This is a genomic window from Arthrobacter oryzae (assembly GCF_003634095.1).
Taxonomy (GTDB): domain Bacteria; phylum Actinomycetota; class Actinomycetes; order Actinomycetales; family Micrococcaceae; genus Arthrobacter; species Arthrobacter oryzae.
The window spans coordinates 91,405-111,861 of record NZ_RBIR01000002.1; the positions used below are offsets into that span (position 1 = coordinate 91,405).

Consider the following 20,457-nt stretch of genomic DNA (forward strand, 5'->3'; position numbering starts at 1 on the left):
CCTGTCAAAGGGAAGAATCGATCGGCGAAGTTGCCGAGGTCATGCCTTGCCGATGACGCGGTATTGGACGCCGTCCCACGCCTCGGGGCTGCTTACCCGGCGGCCGTCAATGAACACCCGGACGCCTGGGAGGTCCTGCGGACCCAGCGTGCGGTATTCGGCATGGTCTGCCTGGACCACGGCCGCGTCCGCCGGTTCCCCCAGGTGGTAGGGCTGGAAGCCCAGCTTCTGGAGTTCCTCGTCGGTGTAGAGCGGGTCGTGGACGAACGTGTCGGCGCCGCGCAGTTCAAGTGCCTTGACGGCATCGAAGACGCCGGAGAACGCCGTCTCCTTGACGCCGCCGCGGTACGCCGCGCCGAGTACCACCACGCGGGCGCCGGTCAGGTCGCCGTAGGCTCCCTCAAGCAGTCCGATGGTGTAGGCCGGCATATCGGCGTTGGCGGCGCGGGCTGCGCGCACCACGGTGGCCTCCGGATCGTTCCAGAGGTACAGCCGGGGATACACGGGGATGCAGTGTCCGCCGACGGCGATTCCCGGTGTGTGGATGTGGCTGTAGGGCTGGGAGTTGGCGGCCTCGATGACCTGGTAAATGTCGATGCCTGCCGTGGCGGCATAGCGGGCAAACTGGTTGGCAAGTCCAATGTTGACGTCGCGGTAGGTGGTTTCCGCCAGTTTCGCCATTTCCGATGCTTCGGCGGAGCCCAGGTCCCAGACGCCATTCGGGCGGGCCAGATCCGTGCGTTCGTCGAAGTCCAGCACAGCCTGATAGAACTCGACTGCTTTGGCTGCACCTTCAGCAGACAGGCCGCCCACCAGCTTGGGGTACTTGCGCAGGTCCTCGAACACGCGGCCGGTGAGCACGCGCTCCGGCGAGAACACAAGGTGGAAGTCCTGTCCCTCGACCAGTCCGGAGGCCGATTCCAGGGCCGGCTTCCACCGGGTCCGGGTGGTGCCGACCGGAAGGGTGGTCTCGTAGGACACGAGGGTGCCCGGCGTCAGGTGCTTGGCCAGTTCGGCGGTCGCCGCGTCCATCCAGCCGAAATCAGGATTCGCTTCGGCGTCGACAAACAGCGGAACGACGAGAACGACCACGTCGGCGTCCGGGACGGCATCCGCGTAGTCGGTCGTCGCCCGGAGCTTCCCGGCCGGCACCAGTTCGGAGAGTTTTTCCTGCAACCGGGCTTCGCCGGGAAATGGCTCCGTTCCGGCGTTGATGAGGTCGACAACCTGCCGGTTAACGTCGACGCCGACGACGTCATGACCCTTGGATGCAAACTGGACGGCCAAGGGCAGGCCGATCTTACCCAACGCAATTACAGCAATCTTCACGATTTTCGTGCCTTTTCTCTCATGCCTGGCGGCGGGGCCGAAGGACCAGCCTCCACCCTAGCGGCTGCCGCGCCGCGACGGCGCAGCGGGGTTTGCCGACTAGCTGCGGAGCCTGCTTACCGCCTCGCTGATCGGCCCATCAAACATTACATTTCCGTGTTCAAGCAGGACGCCGCGGTCACAGATCCGGGACACCAGGTCCAGGTCGTGGCTGACGACGACGAGGGTCTTGCCGCGCTCGGCCAGCTCCTGGATCTTGGCGATGCACTTGCGCTGGAACGGTTCATCCCCCACCGCAAGGATTTCGTCGATCAGGAAGACCTCGGGATCCGTGTGGACGGCCACGGAAAAAGCCAGGCGCAGGTACATCCCGGAGGAATAGAACTTGACCTCCGTGTCGATGAATTCACCGATTTCGGAGAACGCCACGATCGCGTCGAACCGCTCGTTGATCTGTTTCTCCGTCATCCCCAGGATCGCTCCATTGAGGTACACGTTGTCCCGTCCGGACAGGTCCGGATGAAAGCCCGCTCCGACCTCGATCAGGCCGGCCACACGGCCGCGGGTGTACACACTGCCGGAATCCGGGAGCATGACGCCGGAGATGTGCTTCAACAGGGTGGATTTTCCGGATCCGTTGAGGCCCAGCAGCGCCACGGTCTCCCCCGTTTCCACCATGAGGGAGACGTCCTTCAGGGCGTGGAACTTCTTGGACAGATCACCCTTGCGGCCCTTCGCCAGCCACACAACCGCCTCCTTGATGGAACGGGTGTGGCGAAGCACGAACTCTTTGCTGACATTGGAAACTTCGATCGCGTTTGCCATTTACAGCTCCTGAGCGAAGCGGCCCTCGAGCCGCCGGAAAGTCAGCTGTCCCAGCGCCAGGACCACGAGCGAAATGACGAGGCCGATCGGCAACCAGAGGCTGAAGAGGTTCGGGGGCATCGCGGCGGAGCCGTCCGTTGTGGGGTACCAGAACGCGTAGTGGAACAATTCGACGCCCACCGTGATGGGGTTGGCCTGGTAGATGGCGAAGACCACCGGGCCCAGCTTGGCCTGCACCATCGTCCAGGAGTACATGACAGGCGATGCCCAGGTGGCCACCATCAACAGCATGTCAACGAGGTTTTCCGAATCCCGGAAATACACGTTGGCGGCGCCGAAAAGCAGTCCGAGCCCGGTGGCCAGGAAGCCCACAATGGCGAATCCGCCGACCGCCGCCAATAGCTGGAAGACGTCCGGATGCCACCCCGCAACGAGGCAACCGATCAGGAGGACTACGAGCTGGGGGAAGAAGTGGACCGCCGACACCCAGACCGATGCCACCGGAAACAGCTCCCGGGGAAGGTAGATCTTCTTGATCAGGTTGCCGTTATTCACGATCGACCGTGCCGAGTTCCCGAGCGCCTCGGAGAAGAAGTTGATCAGCACGATTCCGGAGAAGAGATACACGGCATAGTTCGAGAGGCCGTCCGGGTTGCGTGCACTGCGCTCAAGGCCCAGGAAGACGCCCAAAGCCACGTAGAACACGAGAAACTGCACGGCGGGCTTCACGTAGGACCAGAGCAGGCCCAGTACCGAGCCCCGGTAGCGGACTTTCAGTTCCTTGCGTACCAGAAGCTTAAGCAGAAAGCTGGACTGGCGCAGATCCCGAAATCCACCGCCGAGGCCCGGACGGGTCAATTCGCCGGAAATCGTGGTTGTCACGCTATTTCACTTCATTCTGAGAGTGTTCGTCGAAGGTCTTCTTCCATGCTTCCATGGAAGTGATCTCGGCGAGGGCTCCGCGGTACTCCTGCTTGAGGGTCGGCCATTTGCGCAGCACTTCGCCGTACATCTTGACGCTCTCGGCGAGCAGGCTGCGGACCCGGCGCGGATCGCGCTTGTACCAGGAGACGGCGGTCCCCTCAGCATTGGATACCAGCGCACTGTCGAACTGGGAAACCCTCCACCACTTGTTGTCCTGGTGCGCCACGATGGTCTCGGGATGGGCCTTGCTGCTCTCCGACACCGGGAAGCCGACGTGCCGGACCACTGTCTTTGCCACCCACGGCAGCAGCTGCAGGTAGGACGGTACAGATACGCCCTTGCCGCGGCGGGGCACCTTGGTGGACATGACCGACGGGTAGTCGTCAAAGCTGGGCTTGAACTGTGCTTCCGAGAACTGCTGGGCCATGGCCCGGATCTCGGGGAGCTTTGTAGGAAGGATCTTGTGCAGGTTGCCGGGGCCCTGGAGCAGGTCCTTCATGGCCTCAATCCGGCCCTGCAGCGTGTAGTACTGCATCGAAATGTTGTGCTTGAGGTCAAGCTTGATCGAGTTCTCCACGAGGCCGCCGCCGAAGTCATAGGGGCTGTGCAGCAATGCGTAGATGAAGCGGTTCCGGGTGTGGAAGTAGGCCTGCCAGCCCACCAGGTCATCCTTGTCGATCCAGGAGACATGCCAGACCGCCGAACCCGGCAGCGAAACGGTGTTGTAGCCCGCGGCCTTGGCGCGGACGCCGTACTCGGAGTCGTCCCATTTGATGAAGACGGGCAGCGACAGGCCGATCTCGCGGATTACCGCAGTCGGGATCAAGCACATCCACCAGCCGTTGTAGTCGACGTCGACGCGCCGGTGCATCCAGGGGGTGTCCCGCAGGTTCTGCTGCGCGAAGTTGTGGCGCATTTCCTGGTTGGGATTGGGTTCCGCCGGGCCGATGTAGTACGGGTTAACGACCTCGCCCAGGGTGTGCAGGACGTTGCGGTCGTGCAGGTCAAACATGTGGCCGCCGACCAGGGTGGGCTTCTTGCAGTAATCCGCGAAGGTACCCAGCCGGGTGAGGCTCTCGGCCTCAATGACAACGTCGTCGTCAAGCAGCAGGACGTAGTCGCTGCCGTTCTCCACTGCCTCATACATGCCGCGGGCGAAGCCGCCCGATCCGCCCAGGTTGTCCTGGTCGATGATGCGGAGCTTGCCGCCCAGCGCACTCTTGACGTCGGCGAAGCCCTCGGCTTCGGCCACCTTGTCGGTGCCCTGGTCGACGACGATGACTTCCTTCACGTGCGCCAGCGCCTCCGGGTGCTGTCCGAGGATGCGGAGGTTGTTGATGCAGTAGCCGGTCTTGTTCAGGGTGGTGATTTCCACGGTGATCGAACCGGTCTGCCGGCGCTCGGCCTGGGTTTGCCATTCGGCCCCGACAAACTCCATTCCCTCGGTGCCGGCCGTGACGTCGAACCAGTACCAGCCGCCGTCGCCGAAGGGGGCCAGGGACAGGACGAACTCGGTCTCCGCCTCGCCGACCACCCTCGTCGTCTCGACGTGCTGCAGCGAGCCACGGGCGTTGGAGCGGTAGATGCTGACAGTGCCCCGGCCAGAAGTCCGAACCCTGAGGCGGACTTCCTCGACCGTGGTCCAACGGCGCCAGTAACTCGCCGCAAAGGCATTGAAATACGTCGCGAACGAGATTCGCTCGCCGGCGCGCACGGAGGCGCTGGTCCGCGAAGTGATGTCATCCGCGTGCGCCATCCGCGCCGAGTCCAGGAGCGTGACGGGTGCTTTGACGCGGCCGAACCCTGAGGATTCCGCCGAGACGTCGCTGGAGCTGCTCACAACACCGGAGTCCATGTACAGCGGCAGGGTCTCAAGCCCGCGCTCGCCCGGAAGGATTACGCGCTGAATGGTCTGCCAGGTAGCCTCGTTGCCCTGTCCGGCCGTCACAGTCTCACTATCCTGCTGGTCAACGCTCATGCGTCCACCCCTCCGCTCTCAATCTTGGCGCCACCCTCGAAATGCGGGCGGATCTTGTTCTCGAACATGGTCAGGGCTGAGCCGATGGCCATGTGCATGTCCAGGTACTTGTAGGTGCCGAGTCGTCCGCCGAAAAGGACATCCTGCTCGGCCGCGGCCAAGTCGCGGTACTTCAGGAGCCGGTCGCGGTCCGTGGGCGTGTTGATCGGGTAGTAGGGCTCGTCGCCCTTCTCCGCGGCACGGGAGAACTCGCGCATGATGACGGTCTTCTCCGTCTGGTAGTCGCGCTCCGGGTGGAAGTGGCGCGGCTCGATAATGCGGGTGTACGCAACGTCTTCGTCGTTGTAGTTGACCACCGACGTGCCCTGGAAGTCCCCGACGTCGAGCACCTCTTCTTCGAAGTCGATGGTGCGCCAGGAAAGATCGCCTTCGGCGTAGTCGAAGTAGCGGTCAACCGGGCCGGTGTAGACGACCGGGATGTTGCCGACTACCTTGCCCTTGCTGTACTCGTGGGATTCATCGAAGAAGTCCGTGTTGAGCCGTACCTCGATGTTGGGGTGCTCCGCCATCTTCTCAATCCACGCGGTGTAACCGTTGGTCGGAAGGCCCTCGTACTTGTCGTTGAAGTACCGGTTGTCGTAGTTGTAGCGCACCGGAAGCCGGGAGATGATGCTCGCGGGCAGGTCCTTCGGATCCGTCTGCCACTGCTTGCCGGTGTAGTGCTTGATGAACGCCTCGTAGAGCGGGCGGCCGATCAGCTGGATGCCCTTGTCGTTCAGGTTCTGCGGATCGGTGCCGGCCAGTTCGCCGGACTGTTCCTTGATCAGTTCCTGCGCCTGCCCGGGGGTGAGGTTGGCCCGGAAGAACTGGTTGATCGTGGCCAGGTTGATGGGCAGGGAGTAGACCTCGCCCTTGTGCACGCCGTAGACCTTATGCACGTAGTTCGTGAACGTCGTGAAGCGGTTAACGTACTCCCACACGCGGTCGTTCGACGTGTGGAAGAGGTGGGCGCCGTAGCGGTGCACCTCGATGCCGGTCTGCTCTTCCTTTTCGCTGTAGGCGTTGCCGCCAATGTGGTGCCGGCGGTCAATGACGACTACCTTCAAGCCCAGCTCAGTGGCGGCCTGTTCTGCGATTGTCAGGCCGAAAAAGCCCGACCCTACGATGACGAGGTCAGCGGTCACAAACTCTCCTGGTTCGAATGCGGGCAGCGCAATGTTGTGCATTGGCTGCTGGTCTAGCCTACCTGAGACAGCGAGGGTACAGGCGACCCGCGGCTTATCCCACGAGCCGGCGGCACGGCCAACTGCCCCCTGGAAGCCGCTCATTCCGGGGATTCCCGGCCCCTCCGCGGGCGTTTTCCACATGGCCACATTTCCGGCCGCTCCTCCGGCCGGAGCGGCCCTAGCGTGGTAGTCGGGCCGCCACGATCGGAGGGGATGCCCGGATGATATTCCACTGCACTCTTGTGCCGCGAACTCTTGTGCCGGACGCTCCTGGACGGGGCGCTCCCGGACCGGACACAGCCAGGCCGGGCGCCTTCACGCCCCCTATGCCGGACGGGCCGCTCATCGAGTTGGCCGTCGAGGTGCCGGACCCGTGCCCGGGCCGGGACCTTGAGGCGGCCATTGCCCGCCGGTTCGGGACCGGCAGGCTGTTCGTCCGCGGGGACCCGGTCGCAGCCATGACGGTGGGCGCGGCTCCCCTAGTCCAGGGCGCTGTGCTCATTGATACTGCCGTGCTGGTCGATACTGCTGTGCTCGTTGATACTGCCGGGCTCGTTGACGGCGCGGGGCGTGTTGACGCCGCGGGGGCCAATGGTTCGCCCGCAGCGATCCGCTCAGGGCGGGCGCGTGCCGAACCTGCGGTCCTGCTCCTCGCGGTAGACAGCGGGCCGGGTGCGGGCACACTGGTCATGCTGCGGCGCGGTCAGTTCCGGATCGGACGCAACGGGACCGGGATCGTGATCCCGGATGCCACCCTCTCCCGGGAGCATGCGCGCCTGGACGTATCCGACTCCGCGGTCTCGATCGTGGACCTCGGCAGTGCCAACGGAACCCGCGTCGACGGCCGGACCGTTCGGACGGCTCCGGTCACCACACTGTCCCTGATCCGCTGCGGCGAGTCCACGATGTCGCTCCGGCTCGGGCTGCCAACGGTCCCGAACGCTGCCGCGGACGTCCCGGCGGTCCTGGCAGGCTCCAGCGTTGCCGAGCCGCTGGTTGTCAGCGGCACCGGCGCCCCAAGCCATCGGGCAGCCGTGGTCCTGGCCGCAGTGCTGCCGCTCCTGGCCGGCGTCGGCCTGGCGCTCGTCACCGGCATGTGGATGTTCCTCGCCTTCACTACTGTGTCCGCCGTGTCCGTTCTGGTGCCGGTTCTCTCTGGCCGCCGCCAGCGCCGCGAGACCTCCGCCGCCGTGGCTGCGGCGGCCCTTCAGGACAGGGACAGACGCCGGCGGGCGGCACCGTCGGCGGCTGATCTGGTCCTCGGGACCGCCGCCGGGGAACCGGTACCGGCAGGTGCACCGCGGCCGGAGACGGCCGGGATCTGGCTGCGGGTCGGGCTGGCGGATCAACTGGCCAATATACGGTTGGAACCACCCGAATCCGGCTTCACGCCGCCGCCGCTTGGCCCGGTGCCCGTGACCTTGGACCCGGCTGCACCGGTGGTCACCATCAATGGACCCCGGACCGCGGTGGCCGGACTGGTGCGCTCCCTCATCCTGCAACTGGCCGCCTATCCGATCGCCCGGGGCTCGTGCCTGCTCCTGCACGGGCCGGCGGACACCGTGCCACTGGCGGCGCGCTTCCTGCCCGGCGTGACCTTGTCCGCAAATGCCGCTGCCACTGCCGCCCTGCTGACCGCCGGTCCGGGCCAGGGGTTCGACCAGGGAGTATTCATTCTCTGGGACACACCGAGGCAGCCGGGCGCCACCAGCAGCCCGGAAGCGGACGGGGCGGGGACCGCGCTCCGGCCCCTGGCAGCATCACACGGGTGGCGGATCCTTGAGTGTTCGGCGCAGGAGTGCCCCGCCGAACAGGCCTGCCTCGTCCTAGGCCGGCGCAGTACCCTGACCACTGCGGGGAATCCGCCCCTGGACCTCGTGCCGGACCTGGTTCCGGCCGAGGTCTTTGACCGCTTTTGCCGCAATTTCACCGCCGGGCGAACCGCGGAGGCTGCCGTCCCGGGCGTCCCGCGCAGCTGCAGCCTGGCGGACATTCTTCTCCTCGCGGAGCCGGACGTCTCCCGGCGCTGGTCCCGGGCCGGACCAACGGCAGGACCAGCGTCCGGACTGGGCGTGCCCGTCGGCGCCGGCCTATCGGGAACCCTGCGCATCGACCTGAAAGCGGACGGACCGCACTTCCTGGTCGCCGGGACCACAGGATCCGGGAAATCGGAGTTTCTGCGGACCCTGGCCGCCGGGCTGGCGGCCAGCCATCCGCCGGACCGCCTCAACCTGCTCTTCATAGATTTCAAAGGCGGCTCCGGCCTGGGCCCGCTAACCGGCCTGCCGCACTGCGTCGGTTTCCTGACGGACCTGGGCGCTGCGGAAGTAGAACGCACGCTGGTCTCGTTACGGGCCGAGGTCCGCCGCAGAGAGGAACTGCTCTCACTGTTCGGCGCCCCGGACCTCGCTGCCTACGAGTCTTCACCGGCGGCCGGCCCCGCCCTGCCCTACCTCGTCATCGTCGTCGATGAGTTCAGGATCCTCGTGGAGGAAGTGCCCGGCGCGCTCTCCGAGCTCATGAGAATTGCCGCCGTCGGCCGGTCTCTGGGAATCCATCTCATCATGGCAACCCAGCGGCCCCAGGGAGCCCTGAACGCCGACATACGGGCCAACGTCACCACCTGCATCGCCCTCCGGGTCCAGTCAGGCGTCGAATCTTTCGACATCATGGGCTCCGGGCTGGCGGCCGCCATCCCGATTGCATGTCCCGGACGGGCGTTCCTGATCCGCGGCACGCAGGCCCCGGTGGAATTCCAGACGGCCACCCTGACGCCGGCTGCCGCCGCATTGACGAACGGAACGGTCGTCGTGCGCACGGTCGCGGACCATCTGACACGGGCGGGGTCGCAGTCACCGGCGAGCGTCCGGGCTGACGGCATCCCCGCCCGCGGGGAAACCTTCGACGGCGCGGCCTTGACGCCGGCACACGGGCCGGCGCCGCTCGTCGAGGTCACGGCGCGTCTGTGGCGAAATCAGAGCGGCCCGGCGCCCCGGCCACCAGTGGCTGAGCCGTTGCCGTCCTCCTTGCCTTTTCCGGCATCCGGTCACGCCGACGGGGATGTTGTTCTTCTGGGCCGGGTAGACCTGCCGGAACGCCAACGCGTCGCGGAGCTCAGCTGGGATCCTGCCGAGCACGGGCATCTGGGCCTGGTTTCCGCCGGGGCCGGCGACGAGGCCGTGGCCCTCGCCGTCAACCAGCTCCTGTCCGGCAGCGTGGAGTCGCACCTGTACATACTCGACGCCGACGGCGGGCTCGGCGCCGCAGCGGCTGCAGACAGAGTCGGGGCGTTGGCCGGCCCGCAAGAACTCCGCCGGGCGGCCAGGGTTCTGCAGCTTGTGGCCGAGGAAGCCACCTCACGGCTCGGTATGCCCACAGCCGGCCGGGGGCCCCGGCTGGTGCTGGTTGTGAGCAACTGGGGCGCCTGGGTTTCCGCATTTCGCGCCGGGCCTCTGACGTGGGCCGAGGATCTTGTCCATGACATCGTGCGGGACGGCGCCAGGGCCGGCGTCACCGTTCTCATTTCCGGGGATCGCGAACTCGTGACCGCCAGGTTCTTCGCGGGCCTGCCAAACCGGATCTTCTTCCCCTCGGGGTCCACTGAGGAGGGCCGTCTCGCCTGGCCGCGGATTCCGGCCATGGAGCCGATCCGCGGCCGTGTGGCCGTGTTCGGGGCGTTCGTGCCGGCTCCGGGGCCGGCCGGGCACGCGGCCCAGCTGTTCGAACCGAACCCCGCGGGAGCAAGGCGCCCGCCAGGCGGCGTCTCCACGCGGCCCTTCCGGATCGATGCCCTGCCGTCGATTGTGACAGTAGACGAGGTGCTGGCCCAGCCAGCCGGCCCCAGGCCAGTTGAAGGAATGCCGCCGCTCGCGCTGCCCGGGGCCACGCCCGCTGTCGCGCACGTTGTTCCACCGGCTTCGGTGCTGATCGGGCTCGGAGGGGACGAACTCCGGCGGCATGACGTTCGATTGCCGGCCGGCGGCGTCCTGGCAGTCCTGGGCGGCCCCGCCGCCGGGAAGAGTTCGTTGGTTGCAGCGCTCCCCTACATGAACCCCGCCGACATCTGGCTCGTGCCGCAGGCGGGGACCGATGCCGACCACTACTGGTCCGAGGTCCTTGCCGGCGCTATCGCGGGCACCCTCGACCGGAAGGCGATAGCGCTCGCAGATGATGCCGACCTGCTCTCGCACAAAGCCAACAGCAGCCTGGCGGCCCTGAACAGCCTCGGCTGGAGGGTGATCCTGACAGCGGATTTCGGCCCGGGCTTCGGGCATCGGGTGCCCCTCGCCGCCATGGCCCGCAGCCAGGGCCGGGCGGTCCTGATCAGACCGCGCGGGCTCATGGACGGAGAGCCGTTCGGAGTCAGGTTCGACCCGGAACAGAATGCGCCACCGGGACGCGCCGTGGTCATTTCCGATGGCCGTGCAACACCTGTCCAGCTCGCCGTTCTCCGGACCACCGGACGCCGGATCCGGATATCCCCCGGGCAGCCGACTGCACGGGACGGGCCGCTACAGGGCGGGCGGGGCCCCGGCTGCCCGTGAGGCGAACGCAATGACCCGCTTGTCGAACAGGAGCACAATCGTAAGCACAGCCGGGACCAGCATGGCCAGGCCGGCCAGCGGATAACCGCCGGTCAGGGTGGGGAAGCCAATGGTCAGCACGAAGAGCTGGGTCACCAGCGCCCCGGCACGCGGCCACCGGAAGCCGCGCAGGAGGAAACGGGCGACGGCGAAGAGCCATGCGGAGAACGCCAGCAGGAGGCCCAGCGTAAAGACGGCACCCCAGAAGGAGGCGACCGGCGCGCCGCTCAGGAGCTGGGTCCCGTACCAGGCGGCAGCCAAGAGCAGCGCCGCCGCCTCAAGCGCAACGACGACGGCGATGACAACGACTGCCCTGGGCCGGACCGCGGGCCCGGCGGGGCCCCCGTCCGCACCCGGAAGCGGGTGTTGACCGGGACGCTGACTGGAGTTTTCGCGGGGGTTGCCGCGGGGATCCTCGCTGGGATCTTCAGGGTTCACAGGGGGCCTTGACACACTGGCACACTACCGGACATAGTCGTTTAGATGTGAGGACGCCGCCACCGTATGTGATGCATCGCTCACGGTCTCTAGGCATTTCGGCCTCTATTACCCCTTGTTTACACAGCGTTAACATGACACGCTTAATCCAGACGACCGAGGGGGCCCATTGGGCCCTTTTCTTATGGAGCCTCTAGTGAATAATTTCACAAAGGCATTTAACGATTTCCCAGGAATGGAGTGACTGATCAGCATGGATTGGCGTAACCGCGCAGCCTGCCTTGACAAGGACCCGGAGCTGTTCTTCCCCGTTGGAAACACCGGCCCTGCCCTCCTGCAGATCGAGGAAGCGAAAAGCGTCTGCCGGCGCTGCCCCGTTGTTGACACCTGCCTGCAGTGGGCTCTGGAATCCGGCCAGGACGCCGGAGTCTGGGGCGGCATGAGCGAGGACGAGCGCCGCGCCCTGAAACGCCGCGCCGCACGGGCCCGTCGCGCTTCCTGACCCGCTGCCGGAACGCCGGCAACTACCGCAATACCTGCAGCTGTGGCCGCGGACCGTCTGGTCCGCGGCCACAGCCGCTTAAGCGCCCAGCCGCCCGGCCGCCCGCCGGACCGGTGGGCCGCAGGGCTGCCGGTAGGCCGGCCCGCGCCGGGCGGCATTCACTTCGTTGTCAGGCTCAGGACAATCTGAACCGCGGTTCCCCCGCCGTCCCTGGCCTGCCAGTGGATCGTGCCGCCCAGTTCGCTCATCACCAGCGTGCGGACGATCTGCAGGCCGAGGCCTTCCACGTACGGCGTATCCGGCAGCCCGACGCCGTCGTCCTCCACCGTCACGGTGAGCAGTTCGTCCCCGTTTTCGGTCTCCGAACGGTCGGCGAGCAACCAGACCGTGCCGGTCCGGCCCTCCAGCCCGTGTTCGACGGCGTTCGTGACCAGCTCGTTGATGACGAGGGCCAACGGCGTGGCGAAGTCGCTCGGCAGATCGCCGAACAGCCCGGAACGCTGCGTCTTGACCTGCTGCGAGGGCGAGGCGACCTCGGCCGACAGGCGGAACTGCCGCCCGATGAGCTCGTCAAAGTCAACACTCTGAGTGAGCCCCTGCGAGAGTGTCTCGTGGACCAGGGCAATCGTGGCCACCCGCCGCATGGCCTGCTCGAGTCCCTGTTTGGCCTCGTCGCTGACCATGCGCCGCGACTGCATCCGAAGGAGCGCCGCGACGGTTTGCAGGTTGTTCTTCACCCGGTGATGGATCTCGCGGATGGTGGCGTCCTTGGTGACCAGTTCCATCTCCCGGCGGCGCAGCTCCGAGACGTCGCGGCACAGGACCAGCGCGCCGAACCGCTGCTGTTCGTCGCGCAACGGGATCGCCCGCAGCGACAGGCTCACGCCCCGGGATTCGATTTCGCTGCGCCACGGCATCCGGCCCGTGACGACGAGCGGGAGCGTCTCATCAACCAGGCGCCTGTCCTTCAGGAGTCCGGCGGTCACCTCGGCCAGCGACCGGCCCTCGAGGGACTCGCCGTCGCCGAGGCGGCGGAACGCGGAGACCCCGTTGGGGCTGGCGTACTGGACGATCCCCTCGGCGTCGAGCCTGATCAGGCCGTCGCCCACACGCGGCGCGCCCCGGCGCGAGCCTGTGGGCGATGCGAAGTCCGGCCACAGGCCCAGGGTTCCCATGCGCAGCAGATCATAGGCGCATTGGCGGTAAGTGAGCTCGAGCCGCGAGGGCATCCTTGAACTGGACAGGTCCATGTGGGAGGTCACGATGGCCAGGGTGCGGCCGTTACGGACCATCGGCACCGCCTCGACCCGCAGGGCCATGTCGCTGCTCCAGTTGGTCTCGTTGGAGCGCTCAATCGCCCGGCTCTCCCAGGCCTTGTCGACCAGCGGCTGGAGGTCCGACCTGATCCCCTCCCCCACGAAGTCGGCGTGGAACACCGTGTGCGTGGTGGAGGGGCGGACGTGGGCGAGCGCCACGTAGCCGAGCTCGGGATGCGGAAACCACAGCGCCAGGTCGGCGAACGCGAGGTCGGCGACCATCTGCCAGTCGCCGACCAGGAGGTGCAGCCACTCGGCATCCCCCGGGCCAAAATCAGCATGCTCCCTGATAGGGTCCGTAAAGATTGCCACAGCACCTCCATTTGCGACACCGCGGGCAGCTGCCCCTAGCGTCGGACGATTGACCTCAAGAGCCTCAATGCTACCGACAGCGACGCCATGTCATCGGCTTCGAGTGCATTGACCTCGTCGAACATGGACTTGGCCCGGCCCAGCTGTTCCACATTCTGGCCTTCCCAGGCCGTGAGCCGTTCCTCCGCGGGAGTTCCGGAGGGGGTGGTTGCCAGCACCGCCGTCGTCATATCCGAAATGGTGGAGTAAAGATCGTCCCGCAGGGCCGCGCGGGCCAGGGCCTGCCAGCGGTCCGCCCTCGGCAGCTTGGTGATGCGTTCGAGGAGCGAATCCGCGTGGAAGCGGTTGAACACGGTGTAGTAGACGTGGGCAATTTCGGCCACGGGTTCCTCGCTGGCGTGGACGATCTTGGCGATGTCCAGGAGCACGAAGCTCTCGAACAGCTCGGCCCAGCGGTGCGCCAGGTCCTCCGGAAGGTCCCAGCTGCGTGCCTTCTCCAGCCACTCGGCCACGCGGGCATGGTCGTCGCCCCGGAGGTAGTCCAGCAGCCGGGACCGCATGGGATCCATCAGCGGCTTGAATTCACCCACGATCTCGGCGATGGGACGCGAGGTGGAACCCTGGGCGAGGAGCCACCGGACCGCGCGGTCCAGGAGGCGCCGGATGTCCAGGTGGACGGTGCTCCAGTGTTCGGTCGGGAACGACGCCGGCAGCTCGTTGAGTTCGGCGACCATGATGTTCAGCTCGTAGATCTCGCGGAGGGCCACGAACGCCTTGGCGACGGCCGACTCCGTGGCTGAGGTTTCCTCCATGGCACGGAAGGCGAAGGTGATGCCGCCGAGGTTGATCATGTCATTGGCCACGACGGTCGCGATGATTTCGCGGCGCAGCGGGTGGGTGTCCAGTTCGGCGTCGAACCTCTCGCGCAACTGCTTCGGGAAGTAGGCGCGCAGCGTCGAGCGGAACCACGGATCATCGGCGAGGTCGCTGTCGCGCAACGCGGTGGCAAGTTCGATCTTCGCGTAGGCCGCCAGGACTGACAGCTCCGGAGACGTCAGCCCCTGGCCTTGTTCCAACCGCTCGCGCAGCGACGCCGTCGTGGGCAGGGCTTCAAGGTCCCGCTTGAGGTCCGCCGACTTTTCCAGCCAGTCCATGAGCCGTTCGTAGCTCGGGCTCCATTCGGACACCCGCATCCGGTCGTTGAGGAGCAGGATGTTCTGGTCGATGTTGTCCTCGAGCACCAGGCGGCCGACCTCTTCGGTCATCGAGGACAGGAACGACGCCCGGTCCGCACCGTCCAGCTTGCCGGCAGCGACCATCCGGTCCACGAAGATCTTGATGTTGACCTCGTGGTCGGAGCAGTCAACGCCGGCGGAGTTGTCGATCGCGTCGGTATTGAGGATGACGCCCTGCAGCGCCGCCTCGATGCGTCCGCGCTGGGTCATCCCCAGGTTTCCACCCTCGCCGACCACCTTGACCCGCAGGTCCCGGCCGTCGACCCGGATGGAGTCATTGGCCTTGTCGCCGACTTCGGCGTTGGATTCCGTGCTCGCCTTGACGTAGGTGCCGATGCCGCCGTTGTAGAGAAGGTCCGCCGGGGCCAGGAGGATCGCGCGCAGGAGTTCCGGCGGGCTCAGCTCCGTGGTGCCGTCGGGGAGTCCAAGGGCCGCCCGCACCTGGGCAGACACGGGGATCACCTTAGCCTGCCGGGCGAAGACGCCGCCGCCTTCGCTGATGAGCGTCCTGTTGTAGTCACCCCATGAGGACCGGGGCAGCTCGAAAAGCCGCTGGCGCTCGGCGTAGGACGCCGCCTCGTCCGGTGTGGGGTCAAGGAAGATGTGCCGGTGATCGAAGGCCGCCAGGAGGCGGATGTGCTTGGAGAGCAGCATGCCGTTGCCGAACACGTCGCCGGACATGTCGCCGACGCCCACCACGGTGAAGGGCTCCGACTGGGTGTCGAGGTCCAGCTCGCTGAAGTGGCGCTTGACCGATTCCCAGGCGCCGCGGGCGGTGATGCCCATGGCCTTGTGGTCATAGCCGACCGACCCGCCCGAGGCGAAGGCGTCGCCGAGCCAGAAGCCGTATTCGGCGGCCAGGCCGTTGGCGATGTCGGAGAAGGAGGCAGTGCCCTTGTCGGCCGCGACCACGAGGTAGGAGTCGTCATCGTCATGGCGGACGACGTCGGCCGGCGGCCGGACCGTCTCGCCCTCGGGCGTCACAATGAGGTTGTCCGTGATGTCCAGGAGGCCGCGGATGAACGTCTTATAGCTCTCGATGCCCTCGGCCATCCAGGCGCTGCGGTCGGCCGCCGGGTCCGGGAGCTGCTTGGCGAAGAAGCCGCCCTTGGCGCCGGTCGGAACGATGACGGCATTCTTGACGGTCTGCGCCTTCACGAGCCCGAGAATCTCGGTGCGGAAGTCTTCGCGCCGGTCCGACCAGCGCAGGCCGCCGCGGGCCACCTTGCCGAAGCGCAGGTGCACGCCTTCAACCCGGGGCGAGTAGACCCAGATCTCGTACACCGGCCGCGGGAACGGGAGCCCGTCAATGGCCGAGGGGCTGAGCTTGAAGCTCACGTGGGTCTTGTTCTGGAAGTAGTTGGTCCGCAGCGTCGCCCGAATCAGGTTGGCGAACGTGCGCAGCACGCGGTCGGCGTCCAAGGTGGCGACGTTTTCGATGGCGGCATCCAGCTCGGCGCTGACTTGATCCTGCCGGTGCAGGCGTTCGGCGTCGCTGAGCGCGGGATCGAAGCGTGCGGCGAACAGCCCGGTCAGGGCGCGGGTCACGTCCGGGTTGGCCAGCATGGTGTCGGACATGAACTCGAAGGAGTTGGTGTTGCCCATTTGCCGCATGTACTTGGCGTAGGCGCGCAGCACAACCACCTGGCGCCAGTGCATCCCCTCCCGCAGCACGAGCCGGTCGAAGCTGTCGGACTCCACGGCCCCGGTGACGGCCGCCCCGAAGGACTCGCCCAGCAGCTGGCCGGTGGCCCGCGGGTCGACGCCGGCCGGGTACTTGAGTCCGAGGTCGTACAGGAAGAAGTCCCGGTGGTCCGCGGTCTCGATCTCGAACGGGCGCTCGTCCAGGACCTCGAGTCCGAGGTTGTGGAAATACGGCAGGATCTGGCTCAGGCTCTTCGGTTCCAGCATGTAGAGCTTGACGCGGGCGTCCTCCTCCAAGGTGGCGCCGGCGCCGTCGGGCAGGTACACGTGGACGCCGGGCTGCTCCTTGACGGCCTCACCGGCCCGCTCGGCCGCGGCACCGTACTTCTCGAAGCGGTCGATGTCCTGCAGCGCGTCTTCGATCTCATAGTCCACCCGGTAACCGGGCGGGAACGCTTCGGCCCAGATTGCGGCGAGTTCCTTGGCACTGTCCTCGCCGGGACCCTCGGCCCCGCGGGCGCGCAGAACCTCGGAAATGCCCTCGCCCCACGAGCGGGCGGCACGGACCAGGCGCTTCTCCAGCTCGTCGCTGTTGACGTTGCTGACGTCGGCGTCCTTCGGCAGCCGGATGCGGAAGAAGAGCCGGGCCAGGGCGGACTCGGTCATCCGCGCCTCGTAGTCGATGGACACCGCGTTGAAGGTCTCCCGCAGTTCCTGCTCGATGCGCAGGCGGACGTTCGTGGTGTAGCGGTCGCGTGGCAGGTAGACGACGGCGGACATGAAGCGCCCGTAGATGTCGGGGCGGAGGAAGAGCCGGGTACGCCGGCGTTCCTGGAGCCGCTGGATGCCGGTGGCGATGGCGGCGAGGTCCGGAATCTCGATCTGGAACAGTTCGTCGCGCGGGTACGTCTCAAGGATGCCCAGCAGGTCCTTGCCCGAGTGCGAGTCCGGCGGGAAGCCGGCGTCGTCGAGGACGGCGGCGACTTTTTCGCGGACCACGGGGATGTCCCGGACGGAGCCGGCGTAGGCGGTGGTGGCGAAGAGCCCGATGAAGCGGCGTTCGCCGTTGACGTTTCCGGCGGCATCGAAGCTCTTGACGCCGATGTAGTCCAGGTAGGCCGGGCGGTGCACGGTGGAACGTGAGTTCGCCTTCGTAATGACCAGGGCGCGCTTCTCGCGTGCTTTCTTCCTGCCGGCCTCGGTGAGGTGCTGGATCTGGCGGGTGTCGGCGCCGGAGCGGAGCAGGCCCAGGCCGCTTTCCTCGCGCAGCTCCAGGACATCCTCACCGGATTCATTCACGAGGTCGTATTCCCGGTAGCCCAGGAAGGTGAAATTCCCGTCGTCGAGCCAGCGGAGCAGGTCCTGGGCCTGACGCAGCTCGGCAATCTGCCCCCGGTTGGCAACCCGGTCCAGGTCCGCGGAGATCTCCAGGGCCTTTGCGCGCATTTTCGGCCAGTCTTCGACGGCGGCACGGACGTCGCCCAGCACCCGGGCGATGCCCTTGACGAGTTCAGCGCGCTTTTCCTCGCCGACGAGGTCGATTTCGACGGCGATCCAGGACTCCATGTGCGAGGCGTTGTCACCCTGCGCGATCAGGTGCGAGAGGTTCGGCATGGCCGCCGTATCACCGCTGGAGAAGCCCAGGTGGGAGGGGACGCGCGAGACCTTGACAAGGTCGCCGGTCTCCCGGTTGCGGGTCACGACGAACAGCGGGTGCAGCACGAGGTGGATGGGGGCGTTCTGGTGGACCAGTTCGGCGTTGACGGAGTCCACGAGGAACGGCATGTCATCGGTGACGATGTAGAGGACACTGCAGTCAGCTTCGTCACGGACCGCAATGTTCGCGATGCCCGGCAGCCGGGTCGCCGCGATCTGGCGGTGCGTATCAGCCCTCGCCGTCAGGACTTCCTGGGGATAGGCCTTGAGATCCTCCTCCGCGAGGTGCTCGTAGTAATCCCCGAGGTAGCTTTCACGGCTACCGATCGAAACGGGTTGATCCTCCACGCTGGACCCAGACGACATCGAAAAGCCTCCATAAAAGAAGTTCACAGCCGCCTCTTTGCGGCCCTTACGTTGACCCTAACCTTTTGCCCGGCGCCGTGCTGTGGAAGAAAAGACAAAGGATTTCTTCTTTTGCTGGGCAGGTGCACAAACCAAGTTGGCGATGGCACGGCGCAACTCGGATTCCGGGGAGGATTCGAGTAAAAGTGCTCCGGTAAGCAACGCGGCGTCGGCGGCGGCCGGGTCGGCCGGCAGGAAGGCCGAGAGCGGTGCCGCCGGGCCGTACCGCTCCCAGGCGGCCCGCAACTGGCGTTCCGGGGACCGCCCCACTGCGGCCGCCCTGACTTTGTTCATGACCACTTGCGGCGATGCGTGCGGGACTGCCAACTGGAGGTCGGCGAGGCCGCGGACCAGTCTGGGCACCCCGACGGAGTCGGCAGCGCCGACCGCAAACACCGTGTCGGCCAGTTCCAGGCTCCTCAGGGTTGAGGCATTTCGCCGCGGCGCGCCGATCTCAAAGCCGAGGTCGTCATCGACTTCGAGGCAGAAGCCGGCGTCCACCACAGTCACATCCGCGATCTCCCTCGCTCGCTCCAGCACCAGAGTGAGCGCCGCGGCACGCAGTTCAGTCCAGCGGTCCGCCCGGGTGATCCCCGTGAGCACGCGAAGCGTCCCGGCTTTGGTTGGCACTGTGGTGGCAACCCGGAGCAGGGCATCGGTGTCGAGCAGCCCCTGGTCCGCCAGCCGGCAGGCCTGGGCCAGCCCGGCAGCCTCGTCGAGCAGCCCCAGCACAGCGGCCACGCTGGCGCCGTAGCTGTCGGCATCGACCAGCAGGACGGATTGTCCGTCCGCGGCCAGCTCGCCGGCGATGTTGGCGGCTACCAGGGTGCGGCCCGGAGCGCCGGCAGGGCCCCAGACCGCAATGATCCGGCCCTGCCCGGCAGGGCCGCCGATGCCTGCGGCACGCTCTCCGGAAGTCCGTGCCGCAGGTCCGTCCGGCATGGGGACGCACGAGGCGCCGCCGTCGGGAGCATCGAGCCCCGGCCGCACGCCGCTCCGCAGCGCCACCGCCGCGGAAATCCGCGCGGCCAGGGCCGCGGCATCAATGGCGCCGGCCTCTGCCGCCACCCCGATGGACCGCAGGCGGGCCGCTTCCTCCGGATTGTCGGTCAGGGCGACCACAACCACGCCGACGGCGGACAGGCGGTCCACCAGCGAGGCGGTCAGCTCTTCGCTGCCCGCCGCGACGACGGCGGCGCGCGCCAACCCGCTCTGGCAGGCGGCCAGCAGTTCCGCCAGCTCGCCGCACCGCCGGACTACGGACACGGGCCCGTGCAGGCGCTCCAGGCCTCCGACCAGGTCATCGCGGGAGTCGCCCACGGTCACGACGGGAATGCTCATCGTGCGGCACCGCCGGGGTTCCACACAACCGCGATCTTCGCCTTGTTGGCCTGCGCTCCCAGCAGCTTCGGCATCTGGGCATCCGTGACGAGCACCATGACCACGACGGAACGGGAAGACCCCAGGGCGGTGCTGCCCGGGGTGATCTGCGCAATCTCAGCGCCGGCCAGGAGCAGGGTGGGCTCGCTGAACCCGTTTCTGGTATCCGGCAACGCCACCCAGACATCCACGCGGGAGCCCGCCACGGCCTGGGCGGGGAGGCTTTCGTCGACGGTGACGGCTACGGGCTTGCGGTCCAGTCCATCAAACTGCCCGACGCTTTCGCGGGGCAGGAGCTGATCCTTGCCGATCCTTTGGACGGCAACGAGACCGGCCTCCAGGCCAGCCTCCGGGGTCAGGTAGTGCTGTTCCACCTCCCCGAGCCGCACTTTGACACGGTGCAGCTTTTCAACGGTCAGCGTCTCGCCGACAGCAATCGGTTCACGCGCGGCATAGGCTTCGGTGGTCTGGTCCGCGGCACCCACCAGCGAGACGACCCCCACGACGGATGCCAGCACCAGCAGGATTCCGACGAGGAGCCTCGGGTCCTTCCAGGACGGCCTCTTCAAACGGGCCCCTTCGGCTGCCGCGCTGCTTCCACTCATGCGTCCGCTCCCCCTGTCGTCGCCGTCCGTTCACAGGATGCCGGACTCCCCTATTGTTGCGCCCGGGCGGTCCGTGCGGAAGATCCAGGGACAAACACG

Annotated in this window: 12 protein-coding genes; 2 read left to right on the top strand and 10 right to left on the bottom strand. The window is 66.8% G+C overall.

Features of this window, described 5'->3' with window-relative positions:
• Nucleotides 1-39: 39 nt before the first annotated feature.
• The 5 genes from C8D78_RS04785 to glf all read right to left on the bottom strand — a co-directional run bounded on the left by C8D78_RS04785 (nt 40) and on the right by glf (nt 6,240).
• Complete coding sequence (locus C8D78_RS04785) at nt 40-1,329, bottom strand: nucleotide sugar dehydrogenase (RefSeq protein ID WP_120950776.1); 1,290 nt, start codon at nt 1,327-1,329, stop codon at nt 40-42.
• A 99-nt stretch (nt 1,330-1,428) separates the two neighbouring features.
• Nucleotides 1,429-2,154 carry an ABC transporter ATP-binding protein gene (locus tag C8D78_RS04790; RefSeq protein WP_120950777.1) on the bottom strand — a complete coding sequence of 242 codons (726 nt, stop codon included), beginning with the start codon at nt 2,152-2,154 and terminating at the stop codon, nt 1,429-1,431.
• Nucleotides 2,155-3,036, bottom strand: coding sequence for an ABC transporter permease (locus tag C8D78_RS04795; protein ID WP_120950778.1), 882 nt, complete (start codon nt 3,034-3,036; stop codon nt 2,155-2,157).
• Between the two features lies 1 nt (nt 3,037).
• Nucleotides 3,038-5,056: a glycosyltransferase gene (locus C8D78_RS04800; protein ID WP_120950779.1), complete on the bottom strand. Its 2,019-nt coding sequence runs from the start codon at nt 5,054-5,056 to the stop codon at nt 3,038-3,040.
• Complete coding sequence (gene glf, locus C8D78_RS04805; RefSeq protein ID WP_120950780.1) at nt 5,053-6,240, bottom strand: UDP-galactopyranose mutase; 1,188 nt, start codon at nt 6,238-6,240, stop codon at nt 5,053-5,055. Before glf ends, C8D78_RS04800 begins: the two co-directional genes overlap by 4 nt.
• A 368-nt stretch (nt 6,241-6,608) precedes the next feature.
• On the opposite strand from glf, the gene C8D78_RS04810 reads away from it, so the two are divergent.
• The gene (locus tag C8D78_RS04810) at nt 6,609-10,826 is read left to right on the top strand and encodes an FtsK/SpoIIIE domain-containing protein (RefSeq protein WP_120950781.1); all 4,218 of its coding nucleotides are present in this window, start codon (nt 6,609-6,611) and stop codon (nt 10,824-10,826) included.
• Here the strand turns inward: C8D78_RS04810 and C8D78_RS04815 are convergent.
• Complete coding sequence (locus C8D78_RS04815) at nt 10,794-11,318, bottom strand: hypothetical protein (RefSeq protein WP_120950782.1); 525 nt, start codon at nt 11,316-11,318, stop codon at nt 10,794-10,796. The two genes, C8D78_RS04810 and C8D78_RS04815, sit on opposite strands and share 33 nt — an antisense overlap.
• A 238-nt stretch (nt 11,319-11,556) precedes the next feature.
• Here C8D78_RS04815 and C8D78_RS04820 point away from each other — a divergent pair, with 238 nt between their 5' ends.
• Nucleotides 11,557-11,805 (top strand): WhiB family transcriptional regulator, encoded by a 249-nt coding sequence (locus C8D78_RS04820; protein WP_003804966.1) that lies wholly within the window; start codon nt 11,557-11,559, stop codon nt 11,803-11,805.
• A 158-nt stretch (nt 11,806-11,963) separates the two neighbouring features.
• Here C8D78_RS04820 and C8D78_RS04825 read toward each other — a convergent pair whose 3' ends face one another.
• From C8D78_RS04825 to C8D78_RS04840, 4 genes are read right to left on the bottom strand one after another with little or no spacing between them, the layout of a single operon-like run.
• On the bottom strand, nt 11,964-13,433 hold the full coding sequence (locus C8D78_RS04825) for a sensor histidine kinase (RefSeq protein ID WP_120950783.1): 1,470 nt from the start codon (nt 13,431-13,433) through the stop codon (nt 11,964-11,966).
• A gap of 35 nt (nt 13,434-13,468) precedes the next feature.
• Nucleotides 13,469-18,334 (bottom strand): NAD-glutamate dehydrogenase, encoded by a 4,866-nt coding sequence (locus C8D78_RS04830; protein WP_120950784.1) that lies wholly within the window; start codon nt 18,332-18,334, stop codon nt 13,469-13,471.
• 57 nt (nt 18,335-18,391) lie between these two features.
• The gene (locus tag C8D78_RS04835; RefSeq protein WP_120950785.1) at nt 18,392-19,714 is read right to left on the bottom strand and encodes a CpaE/TadZ family protein; all 1,323 of its coding nucleotides are present in this window, start codon (nt 19,712-19,714) and stop codon (nt 18,392-18,394) included.
• Entirely contained in the window at nt 19,711-20,358 is a 648-nt protein-coding gene (locus C8D78_RS04840; RefSeq protein WP_120950786.1) for a CpaB family protein, read from the bottom strand. Before C8D78_RS04840 ends, C8D78_RS04835 begins: the two co-directional genes overlap by 4 nt.
• Between the last annotated feature and the right edge of the window lie 99 nt (nt 20,359-20,457).

What these genes read in the sequence shown, in the direction of transcription:
- C8D78_RS04840 (WP_120950786.1), bottom strand. Translation starts at nt 20,358, where the DNA reads ATGAGTGGAAGCAGCGCGGCAGCCGAAGGGGCCCGTTTGAAGAGGCCG.
- C8D78_RS04820 (WP_003804966.1), top strand. Translation starts at nt 11,557, where the DNA reads ATGGATTGGCGTAACCGCGCAGCCTGCCTTGACAAGGACCCGGAGCTG.
- C8D78_RS04810 (WP_120950781.1), top strand. Translation starts at nt 6,609, where the DNA reads ATGCCGGACGGGCCGCTCATCGAGTTGGCCGTCGAGGTGCCGGACCCG.
- C8D78_RS04830 (WP_120950784.1), bottom strand. Translation starts at nt 18,334, where the DNA reads ATGTCGTCTGGGTCCAGCGTGGAGGATCAACCCGTTTCGATCGGTAGC.
- C8D78_RS04790 (WP_120950777.1), bottom strand. Translation starts at nt 2,154, where the DNA reads ATGGCAAACGCGATCGAAGTTTCCAATGTCAGCAAAGAGTTCGTGCTT.
- C8D78_RS04800 (WP_120950779.1), bottom strand. Translation starts at nt 5,056, where the DNA reads ATGAGCGTTGACCAGCAGGATAGTGAGACTGTGACGGCCGGACAGGGC.
- C8D78_RS04835 (WP_120950785.1), bottom strand. Translation starts at nt 19,714, where the DNA reads ATGAGCATTCCCGTCGTGACCGTGGGCGACTCCCGCGATGACCTGGTC.